Here is a 26,965-nt window from a genome sequence, read left to right as displayed (position 1 = left end):
TGCCGTGGTCAACGTGACCAATCGTGCCGATGTTGGCATGCGGTTTCGTACGCTCAAACTTTTCCTTGGCCATTGTCTCTTCCTACTCTTCAGACAGGCGTCGTTTCTTTGGATCGAAGATCCGAATTACGCGATTTTGGAGATCACTTCGTCGGCGACGGCTTGCGGCACCGGCTCGTAGTGGTCGAATTGCATGGTGAACTGGGCGCGGCCCTGAGTGGCCGAACGCAGGTTGTTCACGTAGCCGAACATGTTCGCCAGCGGCACGAAGGCGTTCACCACCGTGGCGTTGCCGCGCATCTCCTGGTCGCGGATCTGACCGCGGCGGGAGTTCAGGTCACCGATGACGGAACCGGTGTACTCGTCCGGGGTCACGACCTCGACCTTCATGATCGGCTCAAGCAGCTTCATTTTCAGAGCCGACTTGGCTTCACGCAGCGCGCCGCGAGCGGCGATTTCGAAGGCCATGACGCTGGAGTCGACGTCGTGATAGGCGCCGTCGACCAGGGTCACCTTGAAGTCGATCATCGGGAAGCCAGCCAGCAGGCCGGTTTCACGGACCGAGTTCAGGCCCTTTTCAACACCCGGGATGTATTCCTTGGGCACGGAGCCGCCGACGATCTTGGAGTCGAAGGAATAGCCCTCGCCCGGCTCGACCGGCTCGATCTGCAGCTTGATGCGCGCGAACTGACCCGAACCACCCGACTGCTTCTTGTGGGTGTAGTCGATCTCGTGCGCCACGCCCACGGTCTCGCGGTACGCCACTTGCGGCTGGCCCACATTCGCTTCGACCTTGAATTCACGCTTCATGCGGTCGACGAGAATGTCGAGGTGCAGCTCGCCCATGCCGGCGATGATCGTCTGGCCGGATTCCTCGTCAGAGGACACACGGAAGGACGGATCTTCAGCCGCCAGACGGGCCAAAGCCACGCCGAGCTTCTCCTGGTCGCCCTTGGATTTGGGCTCGATGGCGATCTCGATCACCGGATCGGGGAACTCCATGCGCTCCAGGATGGCCGGGTGCGCCGGATCGGACAGGGTGTCGCCCGTGGTGGTGTCTTTCAGACCCGCGATGGCCACGATGTCGCCTGCGTATGCGTCCTTGATGTCCTCACGCGAGTTGGAGTGCATGAGCAGCATGCGGCCGACGCGCTCTTTCTTCTCTTTCACCGTGTTGAGCACGGTCTGACCCGTGGACAGGGTGCCCGAATAGATCCGGCAGAAGGTGAGCGAGCCCACAAACGGGTCGTTCATGATCTTGAAGGCCAGCAGGCCGAGCGGCTCATCGTCAGACGCCTTGCGGACCAGCGGCTGTTCGGTTTTCGCGTCGATGCCGCGGATGGACGCAATGTCCACCGGAGACGGCAGGAAGTCGACGACGGCGTCGAGCAGCGGCTGAACGCCTTTGTTCTTGAACGCGGTGCCGCACAGGATCGGGTTGAAGGCCAGCTCGATCGTGCCCTTGCGGATCAGCTCCTTGAGCTTCTCCTCAGACGGCTCTTCGCCTTCCAGATAGGCTTCCATCGCGGCTTCGTCCTGCTCAACGGCAGTCTCAACGAGCTTCTCGCGATATTCCGCAGCCTGGTCAGCCAGCTCCGGACGGATGTCACGCACTTCCCAGGTCGCGCCCAGGTTCTCGCCCAGCCAGACCAGCTCTTTCATGGCGACCAGGTCGACGAGACCTTCATAGTCGCTTTCCATGCCGATCGGCAGCTGCAGGCAGAGCGGGGTCGCGCCCAGACGATCTTCGATCATCTTCACGCAGTTGAAGAAGTCAGCGCCCAGCTTGTCCATCTTATTGATGAACACCATCCGCGGCACTTCGTACTTGTCAGCCTGACGCCACACGGTCTCGGTTTGCGGCTCGACGCCGGCATTGGCGTCCAGGCAGCAGACCGCGCCATCGAGCACCCGCAGCGAACGCTCGACTTCAATGGTGAAGTCCACGTGGCCAGGGGTGTCGATGATGTTCAGACGCTTGTCTTTCCAGAAGCAGGTCGTCGCAGCAGACGTAATCGTGATGCCACGCTCTTGCTCCTGCTCCATCCAGTCCATGGTCGCAGCGCCATCGTGCACTTCGCCGATTTTGTGCGATTTGCCGGTGTAGTAGAGGATCCGCTCGGTCGTGGTGGTTTTACCAGCATCAATGTGAGCCATGATGCCGAAGTTGCGGTAGTCCTCGATTTTGTAGTCGCGGGCCATGGGGAGGGTCCTTAGATCAGGATGCAAGCGTCAGGCTGGAACAATTACCAGCGATAGTGCGCGAACGCGCGGTTGGCTTCGGCCATCTTGTGCGTGTCTTCACGCTTTTTGACCGAGGAGCCGCGGTTGGAAGCGGCGTCCATGAGCTCAGCGGCCAGCCGCTCGCGCATGGTGTTTTCGTTGCGGTTACGCGCCGCAGCAGCCAGCCAGCGAATGGCCAGCGCCTTACGACGGTCCGGACGAACTTCAACCGGAACCTGGTACGTGGCGCCGCCGACCCGGCGGGACCGCACTTCGATTTCCGGAGCCACATTATCCATGGCTTCGTGGAAGACGCGAACAGGCTCGCGCTTCACCTTTTCCTCGATGATGTCGAGGGCGCCGTAGATGATGGCTTCAGCGGCGGACTTCTTACCGTCGATCATGATGTAGTTCATGAACTTGGTCAGATCGCGATCGCCGAATTTCGGGTCGGGAAGAATCTCGCGCTTTTCAGCGCGGTGACGACGAGACATGAACGCCTCTCCTTATTTCGGACGCTTGGCGCCGTATTTCGAACGACGCTGACGACGGTCTTTCACGCCCTGGGTATCCAGAACGCCGCGCAGGATGTGGTAACGCACGCCCGGCAAGTCTTTCACACGGCCGCCGCGGATGAGCACGACAGAGTGTTCTTGCAGGTTGTGACCTTCGCCCGGAATGTAGCTCACGACTTCATAGCCGTTCGTCAGGCGAACCTTGGCGACTTTACGAAGCGCTGAGTTCGGCTTCTTCGGGGTCGTGGTGTACACGCGCGTGCAAACGCCACGGCGTTGCGGGCACGCCTGAAGCGCGGGAACCTTGTTCCGCTTCGGCTTGTCTTTCCGCGGTTTGCGGATGAGCTGGTTAACTGTAGGCATCAGGCCTCTATCCGTTCCTGTTCCTGTTTTCCCGTCCGGTTGCGTGACGAAGACGCGAAAACCCGACCGGGGCGCGACGACTGTTGCCGTTCGTCCGCGGACGGTGTTGAAGCTTGTGTTTGTCTGTTCCGGGCGACGTCTAACCCGTTCCAGTCGTCCGCAGCGGACTCAGGAAGGATTACGGCTCACCCCCGAAATCGAGCGCGGAACCTACTCAGGGCGGGCCATTCCGTCAAGATCAGTAGCAGGGGAAATTTGCAGGCCACGCAAGCCCCGGATATTGCCCGCATTTCCCAGTCCATAAAGGCGCTTGGAGCGATGCGGACCGCCCTGCCCCGGCTCAACGGACGCCACGCCGGCAGATCCCGGGGCGCAAACAGGATTGATTTTCACTTAACAAGGGCCCGAATGCGCTCAGCCCGAATCCCCAATTCGGCGTCCGGCTCACAAAAAAGCCCGCCAGCAGCGCTGACGGGCTTTCTGTCCGGATCGGAGCGAGGATCTAGTCTTCGCTCTGAGCCTCTTCAGCGGCGGCTTCCGCGATTTCGGCCGGCAGGGCCTCGTCGCCGGAATCCACGGCCTTCTTCTGTTCAGCGATCCGCTCTTCGTCACGCGCATCAGCCTCGACCTGATACTCGCGCATCATGGAGCCGGTGCCCGCCGGGATCAGACGCCCCACGATGACGTTCTCTTTCAGGCCCTCAAGGGTATCCACCTTGCCCTGCACCGAAGCCTCGGTGAGCACGCGGGTGGTCTCCTGGAAGGAGGCCGCGGAGATGAAGGAGCGGGTCTGCAGCGACGCCTTGGTGATGCCCAGCAGGACCGGGTCCGCAATGGCGGGACGCTTGCCTTCCGCTTCCAGCTTCTCGTTGGTTTCCAGCCATTCGATCTTGTCGACCTGTTCGCCGGTGAGATAGCCGGAATCGCCCGGTTGGGTGACTTCCATCTTCTGCAGCATCTGCCGGACAATCACTTCGATGTGCTTGTCGTTGATCGGCACGCCCTGCAGGCGATAGACCTCCTGGATCTCGTTGATCAGATAGTCGGCCAGCGCTTCCACGCCCAGGATCCGCAGGATGTCGTGCGGAGCCGGGTTGCCGTCGAGCAGATACTCGCCGCGCTGGATGATGTCGCCTTCCTGGACCGTCAGGTGCTTGCCCTTCGGCACCAGGTATTCCACGGGCTCCGCATCCTCTCCCTCAGGGGTGATGGAGATGCGGCGCTTGTTCTTGTAGTCGCGACCGAATTCCACACGGCCCGTCATCTCGGCGATAACGGCGTGATCCTTCGGACGACGCGCTTCGAACAGCTCGGCCACACGCGGAAGACCGCCGGTGATGTCGCGGGTCTTGGCGCCCTCGGTCGGGATACGGGCCAGCACGTCGCCGGGCTGGACCATGTCGCCGTCATTGACCGAGAGAATGGCGCCCACCGACAACATGTAGTTCGCCGGCTTGTCAGAGAGCTTGACCGGTTCGCCATCCTCGTCGGTGACAACCATGGCCGGCTGGATCGAAGCGGACTTCGAACCGGTGCCGCGCCAGTCGACCACCACCTTGGAGGCGATGCCGGTGGCTTCGTCGACGTCTTCCTTCACCGACAGGCCGTCGATGATGTCGATCAACTTCACGCGGCCGCCCGCTTCGGTGACGATCGGCATGGTGTACGGGTCCCACTCGGCCAGACGGGCGCCGCGCTTGACCTGCTCACCGGCATCGACGCGCAGCTTGGCGCCGTATTGCAGCTTGTAGGTCTCGAGCGCATTGCCTTCCTGATCGGTGATCTGGACCTGCATGTTCCGGCTCATCACGATGAAGGAGCCATCGGAGGCTTTCACCGTATTGCGCTCCACAAAGGCGACCTTGCCCTCATGGGTGGCTTCGATGAAGGACTGCTCGGACACCTGCGCCGTACCGCCAATGTGGAAGGTCCGCATGGTCAGCTGGGTGCCCGGCTCGCCGATGGACTGGGCCGCGATCACGCCGATCGCTTCGCCCATGTTCACCTTGGTGCCGCGCGCCAGGTCTCGACCATAACAGGTGGCGCAAACGCCCACGCGGGTTTCACAGGTCAGCGGCGAACGCACCTTGATGGAGCTGACGCCGGCCTCTTCGAGGGCCAGGGCCAGTTCTTCATCCAGATAGGTGTCCGCCGGCGCCAGAACCTCGCCCGAGGACGGATCCTTGACCGCTTCGGCCGTGTGACGGCCCAGAACGCGCTGGCTGAGCGGCTCGACAATGTCGCCGCCATTGACCACGGCGCCCAGGGTGATGCCCTGAGAGGTGCCGCAATCATGCTCGGTGACGATGCAGTCCTGCGCCACGTCGACGAGACGACGGGTCAGATAACCCGAGTTCGCCGTTTTCAGCGCGGTGTCGGCCAGGCCCTTACGCGCGCCGTGGGTGGAGTTGAAGTACTCCAGAACCGTCAGGCCCTCTTTGAAGTTCGAGATGATCGGCGTCTCGATGATCGAGCCGTCCGGACGGGCCATCAGGCCCCGCATCCCGGCGAGCTGTTTCATCTGGTTCTTCGAACCCCGGGCGCCTGAATGGGCCATCATGTAGACCGAGTTCACCTCGCCGTCGCGGCCGTCTTCGGCCTTCACGGGCTTGGAGATCTCGTCATACATGGCGTCCGCCACCTTGTCGGTGCACTTCGCCCAGGCGTCGACGACCTTGTTGTACTTCTCACCCTTGGTGATGAGGCCGTCCACATACTGCTGCTCGTAATCGCCGACCAGCGCGCGGGTCTCGCCCACCAGGTCCTTCTTGGCGTCCGGGATCAGCATGTCGTCCTTGCCGAAGGAAATGCCGGCGCGCGCCGCTTCCTTGAAGCCCAGGGCCATGATCTTGTCGCAGAAGATCACGGTCGCCTTCTGGCCGGTGTGGCGATAGACGATGTCGATCAGGCCGCCGACGGCTTTCTTGGTCAGAAGACCATCGAGCACATCCGGCTGCACTTCAGGGTGCTTGGGCAGGTGCTCGAGCAGCTTCATGCGGCCCGGCGTGGTGTCGATCACCTTGGTGTATTCATTGCCGTCGCGGTCGACGCCGGAATAGCGCGCCTTGACCTTGGCGTGCAGGGTCACGACGCCGGCATCCAGAGCGGCTTCCAGTTCACCCATGGAACCGAAGACCATGCCCTCGCCCGGCTCGCCTTCCTTGACGATCGACAGATAGTACAGACCCAGCACGATGTCCTGGGACGGCACGATGATCGGCTTGCCGTTGGCGGGCGACAGGATGTTGTTGGTGGACATCATCAGGACGCGCGCTTCGAGCTGGGCCTCAAGGCTCAGCGGCACGTGCACGACCATCTGGTCACCGTCGAAGTCAGCGTTGAACGCGGCGCAGACCAGCGGGTGCAGCTGGATGGCCTTGCCTTCGATCAGCTTGGGTTCGAACGCCTGAATGCCCAGACGGTGCAGGGTCGGCGCCCGGTTCAGCATGACCGGGTGTTCGCGGATGACCTCATCCAGAACGTCCCAGACTTCCGGACGCTCTTTTTCCACCATCTTCTTGGACTGCTTGACGGTGCCCGACAGGCCCTTGGCGTCCAGACGCGCGTAGATGAACGGCTTGAACAGCTCGAGCGCCATTTTCTTGGGCAGACCGCACTCGTGCAGTTTCAGCTCGGGACCCACCACGATCACGGAACGACCGGAATAGTCCACGCGCTTGCCGAGCAGGTTCTGACGGAACCGGCCCTGCTTGCCCTTGAGCATGTCGGACAGCGATTTCAGCGGACGCTTGTTGGCGCCGGTGATCACGCGGCCGCGACGGCCATTGTCGAACAGGGCGTCGACGGATTCCTGCAGCATCCGCTTTTCGTTACGGATGATGATGTCCGGCGCGCGCAGCTCGATCAGGCGCTTGAGGCGGTTGTTCCGGTTGATGACCCGGCGATACAGGTCATTGAGGTCCGACGTGGCGAACCGGCCGCCGTCCAGCGGGACAAGCGGGCGCAGTTCCGGCGGAATGACCGGGACGACCGTCAGGATCATCCACTCCGGCTTGTTGCCGGAGAGCATGAAGGATTCGATGAGCTTGGTGCGCTTGGCCAGCTTTTTCAGCTTCAGCTCGGAGCCGGTTTCACCCATCTCCTCGCGCATCTGCTCCACTTCTTTTTCCAGATCCATCGTGGAGAGGATTTCACGGATGGCTTCCGCGCCGATGCCGGCGGTGAAAGCGTCCTCGCCGTACTCGTCGACGGCTTCGTAATACTCTTCCTCGGTGAGGATCTGGTTTTTCTGAAGCGGGGTCAGGCCCGGCTCGACCACCACATAGCCTTCAAAGTAGAGCACGCGCTCCACATCCTTGAGGGCCATGTCCAGGAACAGTGCAATCCGGGACGGCAGCGATTTCAGGAACCAGATGTGAGCCACCGGCGCAGCGAGCTCGATATGGCCCATGCGCTCACGGCGCACGCGCGCCAGGGTGACTTCAACGCCGCATTTCTCGCAGATAATGCCCTTGTACTTGATGCGCTTGTACTTGCCGCACAGGCACTCATAGTCCTTGATCGGGCCGAAAATACGGGCGCAGAACAGGCCGTCACGTTCAGGCTTGAACGTCCGGTAGTTGATGGTTTCGGGCTTCTTCACCTCGCCGAACGACCAGGAGAGAATCTTCTCCGGGCTGGCCAGCGAAATCCGGATCCGGTCGAAGGTCGGACCTTCGGCGGAGGGATTGAAGATGTTCATGACCTCTTGGTTCATGGTCCGTCTCCTTGACGGTGGCGACGGCGGGGCCGGTTTGAGGGGGCCGGGCCCGCCGTCTGATATCCGCTACGCGATCGCTCGCTCTCTTGTCTGTTTCCGGTCAGCCTACTGGTTGACCAGCTCCACATTCAGACCAAGCGAACGCATTTCCTTGACCAGCACGTTGAAGCTTTCCGGGATGCCGGCTTCGAAGGCGTTGTCGCCGCGCACAATGGCCTCGTAGACCTTGGTGCGGCCCGCCACGTCGTCCGACTTCACCGTCAGCATTTCCTGCAGGGTGTAGGCGGCGCCGTAAGCCTGCAGCGCCCACACTTCCATCTCGCCGAAGCGCTGGCCGCCGAACTGCGCCTTGCCGCCCAGCGGTTGCTGGGTGACGAGCGAGTACGGGCCGATGGAGCGGGCGTGGATCTTGTCATCCACCAGGTGGTGCAGCTTGAGCAGGTACTTGATGCCCACGGTGACCGGACGCTTGAACTGGTCGCCGGTCCGGCCGTCGTACAGGACGGATTGGCCCGACTTGTCAAAGCCCGCACGTTGCAGGTGATCAACGATGTCGTCTTCCCGGGCGCCGTCAAAGACCGGGGTCGCGATCGGAACGCCATTGGCGAGGTTGCGGCCCAGTTCGGCCCGCGCCTCTTCACCGTCCGGCAGCTCCTGATCTTCGCCATAGGCCTTGATCAGCATCTTGTTCAGATCGCCCTGGTCGCCATTGCGCTTGTACGCTTCGTAGGCTTCCCCGATCTGACGTCCGAGGCCCTTACAGGCCCAGCCCAGATGGGTCTCCAGAATCTGACCCACGTTCATCCGCGAGGGCACGCCCAGCGGGTTCAGAACGATGTCGACCGACGTGCCGTCTTCCAGGAAGGGCATGTCCTCGATCGGGTTGATCTTGGAAATCACACCCTTGTTGCCGTGACGACCGGCCATCTTGTCGCCCGGTTGCAGCTTGCGCTTCACCGCCACGAACACCTTGACCATCTTCATCACGCCCGGGGGCATCTCGTCGCCGCGCTGGAGCTTCTCGACCTTGTCTTCGAAGCGGCGGTCAAGACGCGCCTTGGACTCGTCGTACTGCTTTTTCAGCGCTTCGACGCGGCCCATGGCCTCTTCGTCTTCCAGACCGACTTTCCACCACTGGCTGGCCGGAACCTCTTCCAGCGCTTCATGGGTGACTTCACCCTTCTTGAAGCCCTTGGGACCGGAGACAGCGACCTTGCCGACCAGAATGTCCTGCAGACGACCGAAGATGTCGCGCTCGAGAATGGCGAGTTCGTCATCACGGTCTTCGCCGAGACGTTCGATCTCTTCACGCTCGATGGCGATGGCGCGTTCGTCCTTGTCCACACCGTGACGGTTGAAGACGCGAACTTCCACAATGGTGCCGGTGGTGCCCGGCGGCAGACGCAGCGAGGTATCGCGCACGTCAGATGCCTTCTCACCGAAAATAGCGCGCAGCAGCTTCTCTTCCGGGGTCATCGGGCTTTCGCCTTTCGGCGTCACCTTGCCCACCAGAATGTCGCCGGACTCGACCTCGGCGCCGATCGCCACAATGCCGGCTTCGTCGAGGTTGCGCAGGGCTTCCTCGCCGACATTCGGGATATCGCGGGTGATCTCTTCCGGGCCTAGCTTGGTGTCGCGGGCCATGACCTCGAACTCCTCGAGGTGAACCGAGGTGAACACGTCGTCACGCACGATCCGCTCGGAGATGAGGATGGAGTCCTCGAAGTTGTAGCCATTCCACGGCATGAACGCGACCATCACGTTCCGGCCAAGCGCCAGATCGCCAAGGTCGGTCGACGGACCGTCCGCAATGATGTCGCCAGAGCGCACATTGTCGCCCACGCGCACGATCGGGCGCTGGTTGATGGCGGTGGACTGGTTGGACCGCTGGAACTTGGACAGACGATAGATGTCGACGCCGGATTCCGCCGCGCCGATCTCGCCGGTCGCACGCACCACGATACGCTGGGCGTCGACCTGCTCGACCACGCCGTCGCGGCGCGCCGCAACTGCCGCGCCGGAGTCACGCGCCACAACCGATTCCATGCCGGTGCCCACCAGCGGCGCTTCCGCTTTCACAAGCGGCACGGCCTGGCGTTGCATGTTCGAGCCCATCAGAGCGCGGTTGGCGTCGTCATTTTCCAGGAACGGAATGAGCGAAGCCGCAACCGACACCACCTGCTTGGGCGAAACGTCGATGTAGTCCACGTCTTCACGCGGGATCAGGGTCGCATCCCGGCCCGGACCGACGCGGCAGTTGACGAACTCGTTCGCCAGCATGCCGTTATCGTCCACCGTGGCGTTCGCCTGAGCGATGGTGAAACGTGCTTCCTGCATGGCGGACAGATAGTCCACCTGATCGGTCAGCTTGCCGTTCTCGACCTTGCGATACGGGCTCTCGATGAAGCCGTACTTGTTCACGCGCGCATAGGTGGACAACGAGTTGATCAGACCGATGTTCGGGCCTTCCGGCGTCTCAATCGGGCAGATCCGGCCATAGTGGGTCGGGTGCACGTCACGGACTTCAAAGCCGGCGCGCTCGCGGGTCAGGCCGCCCGGGCCAAGCGCGGACATGCGGCGCTTGTGGGTGACTTCCGACAGCGGGTTGGTCTGGTCCATGAACTGCGACAGCTGCGAAGAGCCGAAGAATTCGCGCACGGCGGCGGCCGCCGGCTTGGCGTTGACCAGGTCATGCGGCATCACGGTCTCGATATCGACCGAGCCCATGCGCTCCTTGATGGCGCGCTCCATGCGCAGCAGGCCGACGCGATACTGGTTCTCCATCAGCTCGCCCACAGAGCGGACGCGACGGTTGCCCAGGTTGTCGATGTCGTCGATCTCACCCTTGCCGTCCCGCAGGTCCAGAAGGACGCGCAGCACTTCAATGATGTCTTCCTGGCGCAGCACGCGGACATCGTCCGGGCACTCCAGATCGAGACGCATGTTCATTTTCACGCGGCCGACCGGAGACAGGTCATAGCGCTCGGGATCGAAGAACAGGCCGGCGAACAGGGCTTCGGCCGTTTCCGGCGTCGGCGGCTCACCCGGACGCATGACGCGATAGATATCGATCAGCGCCTGCTCACGGCTGTCATTCTTGTCAGCCGCCAGGGTGGTGCGCATGTGACCGCCAATAGCGAGGCCGTCAATGTCGAGGATGTCGAGGGTATCGACGCCCGCTTCATTGATCGCCGCGATCACTTCTTCGGTCAGCTCGTCACCGGCTTCGGCGAAGATTTCACCGGTTTCGGCGTTCACCAGATCTTCCGCAGCGAACTTGCCGATCAGCTCCTCGGAGGACACGAGCAGTTTCTCGAGTCCTTCTTCGGCCAGCTTGTTGGCGGCGCGCGCAGAGATCTTCTTGCCGGCCGTGGCGACAACTTCGCCGGACTTGGCGTCGATCAGGTCGCGCTGCGGCTTGATGCCGCGCCAGCGTTCCTTCACGAACGGCATGGTCCAGCCGTCCTTGCCCGCCTCATAGGTCACGCGACCATAGAAGGTGGACAGGATCTCTTCCTTGTCGAGGCCAAGCGCATATAGCAGCGTCGTCGCCGGCAGCTTGCGGCGGCGGTCGATGCGCACGTGCAGGATATCCTTGGCGTCAAACTCGAAGTCGAGCCAGGAGCCGCGATACGGGATGATGCGGGCTGCGAACAGGAACTTACCGGACGCGTGGGTCTTGCCGCGGTCATGGTCAAAGAACACGCCCGGGCTGCGGTGCATCTGGGAGACGATGACGCGCTCGGTGCCGTTGACGATAAACGTGCCCTTGTCGGTCATGAGCGGAATGTCGCCCATGTAGACGTCCTGCTCCTTGATGTCCTTGACGGACTTGGAGCCGGTTTCCTCGTCCACATCAAACACGATGAGACGCATCTTGACCTTCAGCGGCGCGGCATAGGTCATGTCGCGCTGGACGCACTCTTCAACGTCGTATTTGGGGGGCTCGTACTCATAGGAGACGAACTCGAGCAGAGCGCGCTCGGAAAAGTCCTTCACCGGGAAGACGGATTTGAAGACCGCCTGCAGCCCTTCATCCGGGCGGTCCGCGATGGCGGTGTCCTTCATCAGGAACTGTTCGTAGGAATGCTTCTGAACCTCGATGAGGTTCGGCATCTCGACCGCACCGGGAATACGGCCGAACGATTTGCGAATGCGCTTCTTGCCGGTAAACGACAGACCCATTTCCGCTCCCTTCGCAGGCTCTAATAGCCTGGCGCTTGCGTTAGGACCCCAAGGTCCCCCAAGACCCGCTCTGGTAAACCGCGCCTGGAACGAGGGGTGTTCCGTCGCGGTCCGCCTGCAGGCCCCAGAACGGAACGACCTGCAGAGGAAACTTTAACGGCGTGACGGGCGCGCAGGAATCCCCTGCACGCCCGTACGTCGTATAACGTCTTAGGACCAGAACCAAGCCCGGCCCTACACGTCTTACTTGAGCTCGACTTTCGCGCCTGCGTCTTCGAGCTTCTTCTTGATGTCTTCGGCTTCGGCCTTGGCAGCGCCTTCTTTGACGGCTTTGCCGCCGGCTTCCACCAGTTCCTTGGCTTCTTTGAGGCCCAGGCCGGTGATGGCGCGGACTTCTTTGATGACGTTGATTTTCTTGTCGCCAGCTTCGACCAGGATCACGTCGAACTCGTCTTTCTCTTCAGCGGCGGCAGCTTCGCCACCGGCAGCCGGGCCAGCAACGGCCACAGCAGCGGCGGCCGGCTTGATGCCTTTTTCTTCGAGAAGGTCGTTGAGTTCTTTCGCTTCCAGGATGGTCAGCGACAGCAGTTCTTCGCAGAGTTTGGCGATATCAGCCATGGTTCAGTTCCTTGCGGTAATCAGGGTATCGGTTCGATGTGCAGAGACGACTAGGCTTCGGCTTTTTCCCGGATGGTCTCGATCTGGGAAGCCAGCGTGTTGCCCGGCGCGGTGACGCGCGAGACGATTTCGCCAGCCTGACCCAGGAGACGACCCGCGATGGCGCCGATAAGCTCTTCGCGAGACGGCATCTTGGAGAGATCGTCGATGCCCTTGGCGTCGAAGATTTCCTCTTCCATGAAGCCGCCCACCAGGTCGAACTTGTCGTTCGACTTGGCGAATTCCACGACAACTTTCGGCGCGGCCGTGAAGTCATCAGAATAAGCGATTGCGACCGGGCCTTCGAACATGTCGGAGGCGGCCTCGCCTTTCTGACCCTTCAGCGCGATCTTTGCGAGACGGTTGCGGACAACTTTCAGTTTGCCGCCCACCTCACGCAGATCACCACGCAGCTTGGTCATTTCCGCAACGGTAAGACCCGAATAACGGGTCAGAACGACGGATCCGGCGCTTTCGAAGATTTCCGAAAGCTCCTCGACCGCCGCTTCTTTGGTCGTACGATCCATTGCGGTCTCCCTTCTTGAGCCGCCCCCTATGGACGGCTCGCTCAAGCCGCCGCAGGAAAGCCTGCTCCACATCGGATCAGGCTGACTTGCGGCGTTGGCCTGTCCCAGGGCTCGAACCGACCCTATCAGCGCATTGCTGAAAGTGTCGATTGTCGCTCTGTCTCACCTGGGGCCGGTTGGATTAAGAGGCTCAAAGCCTCCCCCGGGATCTCGGACAGGTGGACCGAAGAGAACGCCGAGGCGCCCTGTCCGGTCCGGACATTCACCCGGATGATCAGATCATCCGGGTGAAAACTCAGATCCGGCTGACGCGCTTACGCGCTCTCAGCCGGTGCAGACGCTTCAGCCACGTCCACTTTCACGCCCGGGCCCATGGTGGAGCTCAGCGCGATGGCTTTGACGTACTGGCCCTTGGCGCCGGTCGGCTTGGCTTTCACCAGCGCTTCCAGCAGAGCGCGCACGTTTTCGGTCAGGGCGTCTTCAGAGAAGCTCGCCTTGCCCACGCCGCAGTGAACGATACCGGCTTTTTCAGCGCGGAATTCGACGGCGCCGCCCTTGGACGCTTCGACCGCTTTGGTCACGTCCATGGTCACGGTGCCCACTTTCGGGTTCGGCATCATGCCGCGCGGACCCAGCACCTTACCCAGACGGCCGACCAGCGGCATCATGTCCGGAGTGGCGATCACCTTGTCAAAGTTGATCTCGCCGCCCTGGATCTGCTCGACCAGGTCTTCCGCGCCCACGACTTCCGCGCCAGCGGCCTTGGCTTCATCAGCCTTCGGACCACGCGCGAACACAGCGACGCGCATGGAGCGGCCGGTGCCATTGGGCAGGTTAGCGACGCCGCGGACCATCTGGTCAGCGTGACGCGGGTCGACACCCAGATTGACGGCCACTTCAATGGTCTCGTCAAACTTGGCGGTGGCGCGATCCTTCACCAGCTTCACAGCTTCGGTGACGGTGTGCAGTTTTTCGCGGTCCAGACCTTCGCGGCCGGCGGCGATACGCTTAGCAATCTTGGCCATGCTTACCCCACCACCTCAAAACCCATGGAGCGCGCAGATCCTTCAATGATCTTGGTCGCGGCATCCAGGTCGTTTGCATTCAGGTCCTTGAATTTCGCTTCAGCGATCTCGCGGCACTGGGCCGTGGTCACGGAGGCGATCGGCGCAGCTTTGCCCGCTTCGCCAGACCCCTTCTGGACTTTCGCCGCCTTCTTCAGGAAGAAGCTCGCCGGAGCGGTCTTGATCACGAAGGTGAACGACTTGTCCTGATAGACCGTGATGGTGGTCGGGATCGGCATCCCTTTTTCCATCTCTTGGGTCTTGGCGTTGAACGCCTTACAGAATTCCATGATGTTCACGCCGCGCTGACCCAGAGCCGGCCCGATGGGCGGCGACGGGTTGGCTGCGCCGGCGGGAACTTGCAGGTTGATGTAACCCGCGATCTTCTTCGCCATGTCCCTGTCCTCCTAACAGCGCTGCATTGAGCGCCTGGGGATTGCACAATAAGCCGCGCTTGCAAAAGCGCGGCTCGTCTCGATGGGCGGCGCGGTGCGGCCCCGGCATGGTCTTTCGCCGGAACCTCCCGCACCTGTCTACGATCAGGCGATCTTCTCGACCTGAGCGTATTCCAGTTCGACCGGGGTGGCCCGACCGAAAATATTGATGGCGACCTTGAGCACGCCCTTGTCGTCGTCCACCTCCTCGACGAGCCCGTTAAAGCTCTGGAAGTGACCGTCGATGACGCGCACGGTCTCACCCACTTCGTAAGAGACAGTCGGACGCGGACGCTCGGCGTCCTCTTCCATCTGACCCATGATACGGCGCACTTCGGCTTCGGGAACCGGAGTCGGGCGACGCCCGGACCCCAGGAAGCCCGTCACGCGCGGGGTATCCTTGACGAGGTGATAGGCCTCGTCCGTCATATCCATTTTCACCAGCACATAGCCGGGGAAATACTTGCGCTCTGCGTTGACCTTGCGGCCGCGGCGCACCTCGACGACCTCTTCGGTCGGCACGAGGACTTCCTCGAACTTGCCTTCGAGCCCCTGCAGGGCCGCCTCGGCCTTGATTGCTTCCGCCACCTTCTTCTCGAAGTTGGAATAGGCGTGGACGATGTACCACTTCGCAGCCATTCCGATCAGGCTCCCAGACCCAGAAGAAGATTAACGACAAAGCCGATGATCGAATCGACGCCGAAGAAGAAAAGCGCGGCGAAGGACGCCATGACCACCACCATGATGGTGGAGATCAGAGTCTCCTGACGCGACGTCCAGGTCACCTTGCGGCCCTCCTGGCGCACCTCGCTGAAGAACTTCAGCGGGTTCACAGTGCCCTTGCGGGCGGGCGGCGCAGGTTGGGCCGCGCCAGCCTTGCCAGCGGCGCCGGCTTTGCCGGACTGACGGTTTTTCGTGTCTCGCGCCATGGCGTTCGTCATCTTCCCTTCGGCACGTCACCGATCACGTGTTGCGGGCCTGGCAGGGGCGGAGGGGCTCGAACCCCCGACCTACGGTTTTGGAGACCGTCGCTCTACCAGCTGAGCTACACCCCTAGACCCAGCGGCCCGCGGCGCGTGCTCGCACCATCCATATGGGATTGCGCGCGCACAAACGAAGCGGGCCGTTATTCGGAAGCCGGTCTTTTACCGAGCCTGAGCCCAGAAGAAAAGCCCTTTTCCCATAAAAAAGCGGCGGGCCTCACATAAGGCCCGCCGCTCCTCAAATACGAGGTTCGTTCAAGACTTAGAAGGTCTTGCGCGCACCCACATACCAGCGACGACCAATGGCGTCATAGATGGCGCCGTCCGTGCCGGTGCCCGTGGAGTCAAAGCCTTGACCATACTTGATGAACTCGTCGGTCAGGTTGTCCACGCCGAAGACCAGCTCAAGCTGGTTCTCGAACGCCCAACGCACCTGCACGTCCTGGAAGGTCGCAGACGGAACCATGGCTTCAGCCAGGTCGCCCGTAGCTTCCAGACGGGTTTCCGGCATCCAGTTCATGTCATAGGCGACGGTCAGCGGACCATTGCGGTAGACAGTGGAGAACAGGACCTCGTGCTCGAACAGGCCTGCGGTGTCAGCGTAGTCGATCACCTCGGCGCCCGGGAAGGACTCCTGTTCCCACTTCTCCAGATAGCCGTAGGTCAGGGTGAAATTCAGGTCACCCAGAGCCCAGCTGGAGTTGGCGAAGACATCGTTCAGACCCAGGAAGTAGCTGGCCTGCACGTCCACACCGGCGGTTTCGATGGTCGCCAGGTTCTGCTGCAGTGCGTTCAGCTCGTTGATGGCGCCGACAGACGGGCCCGATGCGAAACGCACGATGTTCGAGCAGAAGACCGAGTTGGCGTCATACACGCCCGTGCCATTGTCATAGCACTGGTTGATCGAAGTCTGACGAGCAATGCCGGAAATCGCGTCTTCGATCTCGATGTTGAAGTAGTCAACCGAGAGCGCGAAATTGTCGATCCACTGATTGCCGAAGTCCGGCGAGAAGACCGCACCCAGAGTGATGGAGGTCGCGGTTTCTTCAGACAGGTTCGGGTTGCCGCCATTGAAGCCGGCAATGCCCTGAATTTCGCCCTGGGTCGGGATGTAGAAGCCGTCCCGGCTCACGCGGGCCGCCACGGACGGGTCAGCAAAGCAGGCTTGCGCCAGCGAGGAGTTGACCGTCGAGGAGTCCACGCCCGAGGTGGCGTCGTCAGCAGCGTTGAAGAAGGCCGGGTCAGAACCGGACAGGGTCAGACCGGCGCAAACATCGTCGCCACCCTCGAAGGTTTCTGACGGCGGCTGGAACAGTTCGCCAATGTTCGGCGCACGCACGGATTCCGAATACTGAGCCCGGAAGCGCAGCATATCGACCGGGGTGTACTGCAGATTGGCCGCCCAGGCGAAGGTCTGCCCCACAGTGGTGTAGTCAGACGCACGCGCAGACAGGTTCAGACGCAGGTCTTCTGCGTACGCGCGGCCCTGCACCAGCGGAATTTCCGCTTCAGCGAACAATTCGGCCACCTGGAAGTCGCCATAGACCGCCGGAGACACGTTGCCGCCGTTCAGGCCGGACTGGCTCAGCGCATCCGGAACGCTCTCGGATTCCTCAGAGCGGTATTCGGCGCCGAAGACGACCTGAACATTCTCTTCGGAGAAGGGCGAGGCAAAGCCCAGATCCCCCGACAGGAAGCCCGAATAGACTTGCTGGGTGATTTCAGCCTGACGCGAAGACGGGGCATTGATGTAGGCCGCCGCTTCTGGAGAGATCGAGCCTTTGCCGAAGATATTGACCGGCACGCATCCCTGAGCACGAGCGATCTCGTCAGCACAAACGATTTCACCGTTCAGGGTGGTTGCATCGAGCGCCTGACGTAGGTTCAGGACGTTCACCTGACCCGTTGAGCGTTGGGACTGGGTGGTGCGACCGAGGTTGGCGCTGACTTCATACGACCAGTTGTCTGTCAGATCGCCCTCCAGACCAAACACGATACGTGCGGTCTGACGGGTGTTCTGAGAGGAGCGCTGACCCACTTCCGTCATGCGACGCACAAAGCCGAGACGCAGATCTTCGTCTGCAATGTCCTGGATGCCGTCGCCGTCGAAATCAGCCGCGTCACGCGCAGCATTGCGCATGGCGAGCGGGACATAAGGGTTCAGGATGGAAACACCATACGGCGACACGTCAAAAATGCCATCGCCATCAACATCAACGAGTTGAGCCGGATTATCACCGTACACGTCGTCTGAAGCCAATGCGAACGGCTCTAGCGAGGATTGCGTCTCGGTCGAGGCGTAGGTGCCTTCGAAGAAGAAGTTCATCCGCTCGTTCACTTCGTAATTCACGAGTGAGGAGAAGGTGAAGCGTTCGGTCGGCACTGCAATGGCGCGATAAGCCTGGCGGTTGAAGCCGTCCAGAGCAGAACCGTCTGGGTTTGCCGAAGTGAAGGGGCGCACCTGGCCGGTGGTCTCATCAAACACAAGGTTCGCAACATCCGTCGCGACAAGCTTGCCCTCGTCATTGACCTCGAAACCCGGAATGCGGATGCGGCCCCGTTCGGAGAAGGATGAGTAGAACGGGATCACATCTTCTTGCCAGTTCTCGACAGTCGGGTCAAAAAACGCGCGAGACAGACCGTCACGCTCCAGACCTTCGCGGTCACGGGCGTAAACGCCGTTTTCACGCGACCAGGTGGTGGAGACCACGGCATTGCCGCGACCCTGATCGAACAGGGACCCCATGGTCAGCGAGGCGCGGTAGGTTTCGTCATCGCCTTCGTCGGAGATGCCAGCCTGGGTGGAGGCCACAATGCCTTCGAAGTCATCCTTCAGGATCACGTTCACGACGCCAGCCAGCGCGTCGGAGCCGTAAACCGCCGATGCGCCGCCCGTCACCACATCAACGCGGTCGATCAGCTCGGTCGGGATGGAGTTAAAGTCCACATTGTTCGTGCCCGGCAGGCCCGCGACGAAACGGCGACCGTTCATCAGCACCAGAGTGCGGTCTTCGGTCAGGTTGCGCAGCTCGATGGTGTTCACACCCGAGGAGGCGACCGTGAAGTTGGAGTTGGTCGAGGTCAGAGTGGACACGCCGACGGCCGGCAGAGTGCGCAGCAGTTCCGCGGTGTTCACAGCGCCGGACAGCTCGAACTGCTCGGCATTGAAGGTGTTGACCGGGGTGGCCTCGGTCATGTTGCCGCGCTGAATGCGCGTGCCGGTCACCTGAATGACGTCTTGCTGGGCGTTATCGCCCTCTTCCTGGGCCAGAGCCGGCGCACTGGCGGCGCCAAGACCAGCCAGCAGGCTTGAGGCCAAAGCCCAAGTCTTGAGATTTTTATAGGACATTCACGTCTCCCCGAAATCAGAGGCAAGGCCCGTCCTGCACGGGCCGTGAAACAGGTCGCACTCAGAACCGAGTGGATGACGCACGTTAGGCGCCGCTCATTTCCCCTTAAAAGTGAACTTTTCAGAGTGACGTGCTGGCGCAATAGCACTGTTGCAAATTTGCCGTTTTAGCACCCTCAAGCAGTATATAATTCCCCATTGTGCGTTTAATATGACCAAAATAGACATATTCTGTCCACATTTAGGCAACGTGTCTTTTTGGTAACAATTAACGGATTGCAATGATTTTCAACCCCCGTTTGCACTATCTCAAATTGTGTTCTTGGGATGCGTGTTCACACCTCTCTCCATCAGGCCCTTCCGGACGCTCCAGCTGTAAGCTTCGTGCATGAAACGCCTGGCGCTGTGATGAACCGGTGCTGATTGCGCGTCATAAGGATTGCGGGCCCCTCCCCTGAGCGCCCTATGGGGTTCCGCCATGACGCCCATCGGGGACACGCCCCTCACAACACAAAAAAAGCTCCACCCCTTCACAGGAGCGGAGCCTTCGATGTCACAGTGAATGCGCCTGTCAGGCAGGCTTGAGTCGAGCTTTGGGCTTAGGCGGCGTTCCGGGCCTCGAAGCGCCAGGCCGTCGCTTGCGAATCCCCTTCCAGGGTGATGGGGGTGACAGAGCACTGCTCGACCCCTTGTCGCCGCCAATCCTCGAGCACGCTTTGCGCCTGGGCTTCGTCCAGAGACGCCTTGAGCATGTCGTTCATTCGCCCGGCATAGGCGTCAATGGCCTGGCGTTGACCATCAAACCAGGGCCGCATGTCTTCCGGGCGGTAGGCCTGGTGATTGTTCAAGACATTGGAGCAGTCTGCGAAGAGCTGGACGGCGAAATCCCGGGCCGGACAGGCATGCGCCTCGGCCGCTGCACCACATTTCTCAGCCGCCTCACGGAACGCTTCGACTTCTTCATCCACAGCCCGAGTAGTGCTGGTCAGCGCCATGTAAACATCCGAAACCTTGCTGACGATATCTGTCTCAATCAATGTCTGGAGTACGTGGAGATTGTCAGAGCACTCCTTGGCAATGGTCCCGTTCGCCATGTGAGCGATCATCAGCGCCCGCCCTGAAGGGGCCAATAACCGCCCCATGGAAGATAGAGCCTCCTGCCCGGCATACTCGACTCCGAACTGACTGACGAGGACATCAAACTCGCCAGCCTCAAACGGCAGGGCCTTGGCATCCGCCGTAAGCGTGGTGACGGGCGCATCCGCCAGCTTGGCGATCGCAGCTGGGGCGATATCGACGCAGACTATGTCCGGCTCAGCCTTCATCCCCTCCGCAACGGCGATCGCTTCACGGGTTACAGCCCCGGCTCCACACGCCGCGTCCAGCATTCGCGCTTTCGGATTGTCTGAAAACACACCTGTCAGCCACTCACGCCAAGAGTCTCGAAACAACTCACTGGCGCGCTGTGTCGCGGACATCGCCTCATCGCCAAGCCAGTAGTCGTTCCAGGAGCGTGCCTGATCCATGATGTCATCCCCTCTTAGGCGCAATATCAAAGGCTATCGTCAAACGCTCGCCTGAGCGTATCGGCTCGGTCCCATGCCAGAAATAGCTCGGGAACAAGGTCAGCTCCCCTGCCCTGGGCTGGACATGCCGCTCTGCATCCTGCCCGGGCACCGGGAAGGGCGGTTCACAGAATTTAAGCCAGCCCTCCTTGTCCGGCGCACCCTGAACCTGAGGCGGCACATCGACATAGTATACAGAACTCAGCCAGCCCTCGGGGTGGACATGGTTCACATGCCGCCCGCCAGGCCCCAGCCGTACGGACCAGGCGCCAACCAGCTCAAAGGCGTCAGGTATGGCGCCCAGCAATGGATGCCCTGGCTTGGCGGTCAACTGATCGCGATAGCGCCGAAACGCCGCTTCCACCATGGCGAAGAACTCGCGTATCACCGGCTCCTGGCTATGCCGCAGATCAGTTGGCGTCTGTGTGCCTGCACGCAAGGACTGATCGAGGGGGGGCGCTGAAAAGTCATGGAGCTGGCGCAGGACCGCAGCCAGAGACGCATTGAATTCGGCGATATCGGCGTATTGGGATGGCGGTGTCAGCGCGGTGGTCATCGTGAACGCATCCAGGTCAACCAGCTCGCGGTAACGCGCCATGTCTCCGACACCACGCGCCTGCACGGCTTCCAGTGCGCGCCAGAAGCGGTCGCCCTCAAGCGCGGCTACACCCTCTTCAATCAGCGGCCCGGATTGCTCGAAAGCGCCATTCATCAGATAGGCCCGCACTAGATTGCCTCGAAGCCGCGGGTCAGAGTGCAGCTCGGCCGGCAAAGATGAGGCGATCGACTGGGCCGCTGACGCCTCTTGCGCCTCGATTTCAATCGACAAGCGCCGATTGATCAGCCAGTCCGTCTGGCCATGAAACTTGGTCGCCCGCTCCGCCAGTGCTCGCGCCTTGTCAAAGGTCTCCATCTGAATCAGCACATCGAGATAGACCGCAACCACCATGGCGGCGCCATTGGTCGCCTCCACCAGGTTCTCGAAATACGGCTGAATCTGCTCGGCGCGCCCTGTCATGTAGAGCAGCTGGGCGCCCCCATGCAGCGCCTTCTCATCGAAAGGGTTGGCGATCAGCGCTTGTTGCACCGCCTTGAAGGCTTCCTCATAGCGCTTCAGACGCGCGAGCGCCGTAAAGAGCGGGTAATGAGCCGGCGCAAAGCCAGACTTCGACAATGCCGCCAATCCCGGCAGGGCTTGTTCGCTCGCACCCATTTCAAGAAGGCACAGACATTGTCCGTAATGCGCTTGCGGGTTGGTGGGATCGGCCTGAGACAGCGCGCGATAGATCCCAATGGCCCGTTCTGGTCCCTCCAGGGCCTGAACGGCCTGAGCCTGGAGCAAACGCGCTTTGGCGTCCCGCTCAAACGGCTCGAGAACACGTAGCGTCTCCTCATGTCGCGACAGCCGGTTCAAGAGCCGCCCGGCATTGATCGCGGCGGGCGCAAAATCAGGGCGCAAATCAAGCGCCTTCTGAAAGCTGTCCAAAGCCGCGTCGACGCGTCCCTGATCGTCTTGTGACAAACCCAAAGCGTTCCAGGTCTCGCAATTGCCTCCATCCAGGGCGAGCGCCTGCCCCAGCCAGTCTTCGGCCTGCGCCGGATTACCCGACTTGCGCGCCGCCATCGCGGACAAGCGCCAGACATCTGCGTTCTTCGGATACGATTTCTGCAGCGCCGAGAGCTTGGTGAGCGCCTCCGCAGGCCGGCCGGACTGAATGTCCAAATGGGCTGCGCCTAGATGTGTATTCAGAGACATGCTCGCCCTCCCCGAGAAATAACAACCGAATCGAGGAGCAAGGTCCAGCAATGAGACCGGAATAATACAGCCATGAAAAAAAGAGGCGGCCCGTAGGCCGCCTCCCGTTTTCAATCGTGAACCGTCGCTTAGTAGCGCGCGGTCAGACCGATGAAGAACTGACGGCCATACGGGTCGTAGGTCGCCGGCCAGGTGTTGGCCTGTTCGGACTGCGGGCCGTCACCAAGACGCGGCGGCTCCTGCTCGAACACGTTCCGGATACCACCATACAGGTTGATGGAGTCGGTCAGCTGATAGTTGGCGTTCAGGTCAAAGTAGTCGAACGAATCGATGCTGGTGACGTCGAGGCCGTCAGCATACGCGCCGTAGAACTGGGTCTGAACGTCAGTCATCTCGCCAATGTGCGACCAGCGCAGGGTGGCGGTCAGAGGACCGTACATCCACGTACCGAACGCCAGGAACTTGTGTTCCGGGGTCGGCTCGCCGCAATCGGCGCCGTAGAAGCCCTTACACTCGATCACGCCCAGGGACGCGGTCGGCTGGAAGGAGTTGGTTTCCAGCAGGGTGCCATTGATGCCGAAGCGCAGGGAACCGAAGTCCCAGTTCGGGTCGACCGAATAGGTGACGCCATAGTCCCAGCCTTCCACGAAGAGACCGGTCTGGTTCTCGGTGGTCAGAGCCTGGCTGATGCCGTCGCCGTTCGGGTCGGTGCCCGGACGTTCGCCGAACAGGGTCAGCACGCCGCCAGCAGAACGCTGGGTGATGGCGCAAGCCGCCTGGTTGCCGTTCAGGATACAGTCGTTGACCACCTGCTGAGCGGTCGCGCCGCCCAGAGCGTTGGCGATCTCGATGTCATAGTAGTCAACCGTGAACTCGAGGCCCGGCAGGAATTCCGGAGAGTACTGAACACCAATGGTGAAGGTGTCAGCTTCTTCCGCTTCCAACTGGGTTGCGCCGCGGAAGATCGATTCCACTTGCGAGTTCAGCTGAGACACCGGAGCCGCGGACGGTGCGCCGTCCTGGACGCAGTTCTGCAGGGCAGTCTGCTGCTGCTCAGGCGAGAGCAGGTTGAAGGCGCCCGAAGAGCTGTTCGAGCACGGATCCTGCACGCCCGGGAAGCCGTTGGAGTCAGACTGGAACAGGTCGCCAATGGACGGGGCCCGAACCGCGCGCTGGAACTGCGCACGGAAACGCACGCTGTCGACCGGGATCCACTCTGCGCCTGCGAAGTAGGATTCCACAGTGCCGACAGAGGAGTAGTCCGAATAACGGTAACCAGCGTTCAGAGCCAGATACTCAGCGAACTGCATGCCTTCCGCCAGCGGCAGGTTGGCTTCGCCGAAGACTTCGTAAACGTCGTAGCTGCCTTCGATCGGGGTGGACTGGTTAAAGCCCATCACGTCCGGGCCAAGCACGGAGTCCGGCGTACGCTTGATGTACTCGGACCGGTACTCGATACCGGCAGCCACGCCCAGCGGGCTGGAAGCCCAAGGCGATTGGAAGGCGTTCAGCATGCCGTCCACGGTGGCGACTGCAGAGATTTGCTCGTTCTGGGCCACAATGGCGCCGGTGCGGCTGATTTCATCAACCAGTTCCGGAGTCAGCGTGTTCGGACCGCCGAAGATATTCCAGCGACCTTCTTCCACGACCGCCTGAACAGCGGAGATGGAGACGTTACCGGTCTGGACGCGGTTAAAGCGCGACGTGCCGTACTGGGCGTACACGTCATAGTTCCAGTCCTGGTTGATAGCGCCGCGCAGACCGCCGCCGAGCACATAGGTGTTTGTGTCACGCAGGTCGTTACGGGTTGCAATCTCCTGATAACGACGACCAGTGGTGAACTGGTATTCACCCACGCCGTCACCGTCGATGTCGCCGACATTGATCGCTGAGTTGGCGTCAAACAGAGCGCGAAGTTCACCGGTCAGGAACGGGTTGTTCTCATCCACGGTAAACAGGAACTGAGTACCACCCGGGGTCGGGGCCAACTGGCTGTCCACGATCGTGTTGGTGTAGAAGGCGCGGCTGTAAACTTCGATGTTCTCGTTGATGTCATAGGTGACGAACGAGGCGATGTTGAAGCGCTCCTGCGGCAGTTGCAGGTAGTTAGTCGGCGCATAGTTGTAGCGATCGTTCGGAGCGCCCGAAGAGCGGAACGGCTGAACTGAGCCATTCTCGTCAACGAACACGCCAAAGCCCCAGCAGCCGCCAGCGCCGGAACCGCCAAGATTGGCGCAACGATCATTGATGTTCTGGGCATAGCCCGGCGCCACGCTCGGATCGAACGAGGTGCTGAACCCCGGAGACAGGATCAGCGTGTTCGGAATGTTGATCGAGCCGGTGGTGCCGAAGGTGCCAGAACCGTTATCGATCAGCGTGTCACGCGAGAAGTCGCGCTGACCTTGCAGCAGCGATTCGCGATCATTGTAGGAGATCGACAGAACAGCATTACCGCGATCCTGGTCGAAATTGCCGCCCATGGTCAGAGAGGAGGTGAAGTTACCAGCACCGCCTTGCTCGGTCCAACGTGACGACACGTCGAATTCAACGCCTTCAAAATCGTCCTTGATGATGAAGTTCACCACGCCGGCGACAGCGTCAGAACCGTACACCGCCGAAGCGCCGCCGGTGACGATGTCCACGCGCTCAAGCAGAGCGGACGGAATGGAGTTCACGTTGACGATACCGCCCTGGCCTTCGCCGACCATGCGGCGACCGTCGACCAGGATCAGCGTACGCGATGCGCCAAGACCACGCAGCGACAGGGTCGCCGTTCCGTTGCCCGGGTTGTTCGACGACGCGTCGAAAGCGGGAATCAGCTGCGGAAGGTCGTTCAGCGTGTCTTCGATGTTGATGGTGTTGTTCACCTCAAGGGTGGTCTCATCAATCGAAGTGATCGGGCTGGGCGCCGTGACGTCCGGACGTTGGATGCGCGAGCCCGTGACCTGAATCACGTCCTGCGAAGCGCTCTCCTCCTGAGCAACCGCCGCTGCCGGCATAGCGACCATAGCCGCAAAGCCAGACAGCATGCTGGTGCACAGCAGCTTACGAGCCAGTGCTTTGTTTCGAAGCATAAAAATCTCCCCGCTTCAAATGATGACAAAACCGACGCATCTCCCCTTTTTAAGATGCGCACGGTCGGTGGTCCGGTCGCCCGCAAAAGTTTTTTAATGCGGGCATAACGAAATCCTATGGTGCGCAACTCACAGGGGTCAACAGCGCGTCGGGGCCGCCAAACGTTTGAACGATTGAACGTGACAGAAAAAACACAAAAGTGGCCCTGAGTTGCGCGGGGAATATCGCATACACGCCTCAGGTTGCACGCCTTCGCGCGTCTCTTCGGGCATTCCGAAAGCCCTGTGAGCACTAGCGTTACAGTAGCGCACAGGCTGAAACTCGAGGAACACAACTCTCCGGGGAACCGGGCCTGACCACTTTTCGGCAGGCGACAGAGCCGCCAGCTGCTCTGACGGACGCTCCTGCATGCAGCTGTCATATTTTTGCAGCGGGCGCAGCGTGGGCTTCCTGCAGAGCCCCGAATCAGGCGCCCAGCTACAACGCAGCATCAAATCGGGGCCTTGCAGACCGAACCCGGTCTTCGTTCAGCGCCATCAACTGGGTTTTGCAGGGGGATCATCACGCAACCAGCCTGTAATCTGGAAGCGGCCATCCCCCGCGAAGGGGGAGACCGTGCTGACGGCATGGACCTTCGTGCCGTCAAAAATGTTCAGGGTGTTGAAGCGCGGCAAGAGCCCACGCTGGATGTCGAAATCCTCGCTGAGCAGTAACAGCAACCCGCCCCAGTCAGGCTGCCAGTTCCGGCTGAAGCCGAAGGTATAGGCCGCCCGGCGCTCCTTCTCATGACCTTCATCCACATGACGGGTCAAAAAATGCCCACGCGTATACAGCGTGGCCTGGGCGTCCGCCTTCGTGATCGTATCAGCTCCGATAACGGCCCGGCCAAATTCCAGAAAGGCCGGCGAATTGAGGAACTCCGTCAATTGGTGGATCGGGTGCCCCGGATCCCAGCCTTTCATATAGGCCTCGATCATCGGGTACGCGTTATAAAGATAGCCGTAATTGTCTTTGGCCCGCGCCATAACCGCCTGAATACGTTGCGCCATGCCTTGTCGGCCGACCGCCTCGATATCCTGCGCGCTGAGCACATTGATCCTGTGCCCGTGAGGGTGAGACGCATCCGGTTCCGGAAAGATCAGCCGCCAGCTGATCGACGTGCGCAGCATGTCATGTACGGCGTTGGCCGCCGCCTCGGGCAGGATGTCAGGAATCGAGACCAGCTTGTCGCGCTGATAGATCTCGGCAAAGGGCGCGGGGTCGAGTCCGGGCCGCAAGGTCAATTCTATATCGTGCGCCATCGGCTAGTCTCGCTGTCCATAGCTCATTCCGCGAGCATGGTAAGCCGCGACAGCTAAAGCTCAATCCTTCTGACAGCCGTTCACCCGCCGGCCATTAGAATCACCACGCACGAAAAAGCCCCGGAGCGAGGCTCCGGGGCTAATCCTGGCAATAGCCGTCGAGTGAAGCGGACGCTTACTCGGTGATCTTGGACACAACGCCCGCGCCGACGGTCCGGCCGCCTTCACGGATGGCGAAGCGCAGCTTC

General features: G+C 61.1%; 18 protein-coding genes and 1 tRNA gene. All 19 read right to left on the bottom strand.

Features of this window, described 5'->3' with window-relative positions; all coding sequences use genetic code 11:
- A partial coding sequence (locus RBA95_RS14310) for a hypothetical protein (RefSeq protein ID WP_306017553.1) occupies window positions 1-73 on the bottom strand: 73 nt, incomplete at its 3' end.
- A 53-nt stretch (window positions 74-126) separates the two neighbouring features.
- Window positions 127-2,202, bottom strand: coding sequence for an elongation factor G (fusA, locus tag RBA95_RS14305; protein WP_306017552.1), 2,076 nt, complete (start codon window positions 2,200-2,202; stop codon window positions 127-129).
- A 44-nt stretch (window positions 2,203-2,246) separates the two neighbouring features.
- Entirely contained in the window at window positions 2,247-2,717 is a 471-nt protein-coding gene (gene rpsG / locus RBA95_RS14300) for a 30S ribosomal protein S7 (RefSeq protein WP_009801141.1), read from the bottom strand.
- 12 nt (window positions 2,718-2,729) lie between these two features.
- Window positions 2,730-3,101: a 30S ribosomal protein S12 gene (rpsL, locus tag RBA95_RS14295; RefSeq protein ID WP_009801142.1), complete on the bottom strand. Its 372-nt coding sequence runs from the start codon at window positions 3,099-3,101 to the stop codon at window positions 2,730-2,732.
- Window positions 3,102-3,603: 502 nt separating this feature from the next.
- The gene (gene rpoC, locus RBA95_RS14290; protein WP_306017551.1) at window positions 3,604-7,818 is read right to left on the bottom strand and encodes a DNA-directed RNA polymerase subunit beta'; all 4,215 of its coding nucleotides are present in this window, start codon (window positions 7,816-7,818) and stop codon (window positions 3,604-3,606) included.
- Window positions 7,819-7,926: 108 nt separating this feature from the next.
- Window positions 7,927-12,006 (bottom strand): DNA-directed RNA polymerase subunit beta, encoded by a 4,080-nt coding sequence (gene rpoB / locus RBA95_RS14285; protein WP_306017550.1) that lies wholly within the window; start codon window positions 12,004-12,006, stop codon window positions 7,927-7,929.
- A gap of 243 nt (window positions 12,007-12,249) precedes the next feature.
- A complete protein-coding gene (rplL, locus tag RBA95_RS14280) occupies window positions 12,250-12,624 on the bottom strand; it encodes a 50S ribosomal protein L7/L12 (RefSeq protein ID WP_306017549.1) in 375 nt (124 codons plus the stop codon).
- Between the two features lie 50 nt (window positions 12,625-12,674).
- Window positions 12,675-13,190, bottom strand: coding sequence for a 50S ribosomal protein L10 (rplJ, locus tag RBA95_RS14275; RefSeq protein ID WP_306017548.1), 516 nt, complete (start codon window positions 13,188-13,190; stop codon window positions 12,675-12,677).
- Between the two features lie 314 nt (window positions 13,191-13,504).
- A complete protein-coding gene (gene rplA, locus RBA95_RS14270) occupies window positions 13,505-14,215 on the bottom strand; it encodes a 50S ribosomal protein L1 (protein WP_306017547.1) in 711 nt (236 codons plus the stop codon).
- 2 nt (window positions 14,216-14,217) lie between these two features.
- Window positions 14,218-14,649 (bottom strand): 50S ribosomal protein L11, encoded by a 432-nt coding sequence (rplK, locus tag RBA95_RS14265; RefSeq protein WP_306017546.1) that lies wholly within the window; start codon window positions 14,647-14,649, stop codon window positions 14,218-14,220.
- A gap of 144 nt (window positions 14,650-14,793) precedes the next feature.
- Window positions 14,794-15,327 (bottom strand): transcription termination/antitermination protein NusG, encoded by a 534-nt coding sequence (gene nusG, locus RBA95_RS14260; RefSeq protein ID WP_306017545.1) that lies wholly within the window; start codon window positions 15,325-15,327, stop codon window positions 14,794-14,796.
- A gap of 5 nt (window positions 15,328-15,332) precedes the next feature.
- Complete coding sequence (secE, locus tag RBA95_RS14255) at window positions 15,333-15,629, bottom strand: preprotein translocase subunit SecE (RefSeq protein WP_306017544.1); 297 nt, start codon at window positions 15,627-15,629, stop codon at window positions 15,333-15,335.
- A gap of 38 nt (window positions 15,630-15,667) precedes the next feature.
- Window positions 15,668-15,743, bottom strand: a tRNA-Trp gene (locus RBA95_RS14250).
- A gap of 190 nt (window positions 15,744-15,933) precedes the next feature.
- Window positions 15,934-19,020 carry a TonB-dependent siderophore receptor gene (locus RBA95_RS14245; protein ID WP_306017543.1) on the bottom strand — a complete coding sequence of 1,029 codons (3,087 nt, stop codon included), beginning with the start codon at window positions 19,018-19,020 and terminating at the stop codon, window positions 15,934-15,936.
- 599 nt (window positions 19,021-19,619) lie between these two features.
- A complete protein-coding gene (locus RBA95_RS14240; protein WP_306017542.1) occupies window positions 19,620-20,546 on the bottom strand; it encodes a class I SAM-dependent methyltransferase in 927 nt (308 codons plus the stop codon).
- A gap of 4 nt (window positions 20,547-20,550) precedes the next feature.
- Window positions 20,551-22,341 carry a tetratricopeptide repeat protein gene (locus RBA95_RS14235; protein ID WP_306017541.1) on the bottom strand — a complete coding sequence of 597 codons (1,791 nt, stop codon included), beginning with the start codon at window positions 22,339-22,341 and terminating at the stop codon, window positions 20,551-20,553.
- A gap of 128 nt (window positions 22,342-22,469) precedes the next feature.
- A complete protein-coding gene (locus tag RBA95_RS14230) occupies window positions 22,470-25,415 on the bottom strand; it encodes a TonB-dependent siderophore receptor (protein ID WP_306017540.1) in 2,946 nt (981 codons plus the stop codon).
- Between the two features lie 537 nt (window positions 25,416-25,952).
- Window positions 25,953-26,717, bottom strand: coding sequence for a 2OG-Fe(II) oxygenase family protein (locus RBA95_RS14225; protein ID WP_306017539.1), 765 nt, complete (start codon window positions 26,715-26,717; stop codon window positions 25,953-25,955).
- A gap of 175 nt (window positions 26,718-26,892) precedes the next feature.
- Window positions 26,893-26,965: hypothetical protein (locus RBA95_RS14220; RefSeq protein ID WP_306016658.1), on the bottom strand; the 73-nt coding region annotated here is incomplete at its 5' end.

This window comes from Oceanicaulis sp. MMSF_3324, assembly GCF_030733545.1.
In the GTDB taxonomy this organism is placed as follows: Bacteria; Pseudomonadota; Alphaproteobacteria; order Caulobacterales; family Maricaulaceae; genus Oceanicaulis.
The sequence above is the reverse complement of the archived record's forward strand: the minus strand, read 5'-3'. Positions and strand labels throughout refer to the sequence as shown.

Excerpts from the sequence above, each read along its gene's own strand:
- RBA95_RS14235 (WP_306017541.1), bottom strand. The coding sequence starts at position 22,341 with ATGTCTCTGAATACACATCTAGGCGCAGCCCATTTGGACATTCAGTCC.
- fusA (WP_306017552.1), bottom strand. The coding sequence starts at position 2,202 with ATGGCCCGCGACTACAAAATCGAGGACTACCGCAACTTCGGCATCATG.
- rplJ (WP_306017548.1), bottom strand. The coding sequence starts at position 13,190 with ATGGATCGTACGACCAAAGAAGCGGCGGTCGAGGAGCTTTCGGAAATC.
- RBA95_RS14225 (WP_306017539.1), bottom strand. The coding sequence starts at position 26,717 with ATGGCGCACGATATAGAATTGACCTTGCGGCCCGGACTCGACCCCGCG.
- rplA (WP_306017547.1), bottom strand. The coding sequence starts at position 14,215 with ATGGCCAAGATTGCTAAGCGTATCGCCGCCGGCCGCGAAGGTCTGGAC.
- RBA95_RS14230 (WP_306017540.1), bottom strand. The coding sequence starts at position 25,415 with ATGCTTCGAAACAAAGCACTGGCTCGTAAGCTGCTGTGCACCAGCATG.
- rpsG (WP_009801141.1), bottom strand. The coding sequence starts at position 2,717 with ATGTCTCGTCGTCACCGCGCTGAAAAGCGCGAGATTCTTCCCGACCCG.
- rplK (WP_306017546.1), bottom strand. The coding sequence starts at position 14,649 with ATGGCGAAGAAGATCGCGGGTTACATCAACCTGCAAGTTCCCGCCGGC.
- RBA95_RS14240 (WP_306017542.1), bottom strand. The coding sequence starts at position 20,546 with ATGGATCAGGCACGCTCCTGGAACGACTACTGGCTTGGCGATGAGGCG.
- rpoC (WP_306017551.1), bottom strand. The coding sequence starts at position 7,818 with ATGAACCAAGAGGTCATGAACATCTTCAATCCCTCCGCCGAAGGTCCG.
- RBA95_RS14245 (WP_306017543.1), bottom strand. The coding sequence starts at position 19,020 with ATGTCCTATAAAAATCTCAAGACTTGGGCTTTGGCCTCAAGCCTGCTG.
- secE (WP_306017544.1), bottom strand. The coding sequence starts at position 15,629 with ATGACGAACGCCATGGCGCGAGACACGAAAAACCGTCAGTCCGGCAAA.
- rpoB (WP_306017550.1), bottom strand. The coding sequence starts at position 12,006 with ATGGGTCTGTCGTTTACCGGCAAGAAGCGCATTCGCAAATCGTTCGGC.
- rpsL (WP_009801142.1), bottom strand. The coding sequence starts at position 3,101 with ATGCCTACAGTTAACCAGCTCATCCGCAAACCGCGGAAAGACAAGCCG.
- rplL (WP_306017549.1), bottom strand. The coding sequence starts at position 12,624 with ATGGCTGATATCGCCAAACTCTGCGAAGAACTGCTGTCGCTGACCATC.
- nusG (WP_306017545.1), bottom strand. The coding sequence starts at position 15,327 with ATGGCTGCGAAGTGGTACATCGTCCACGCCTATTCCAACTTCGAGAAG.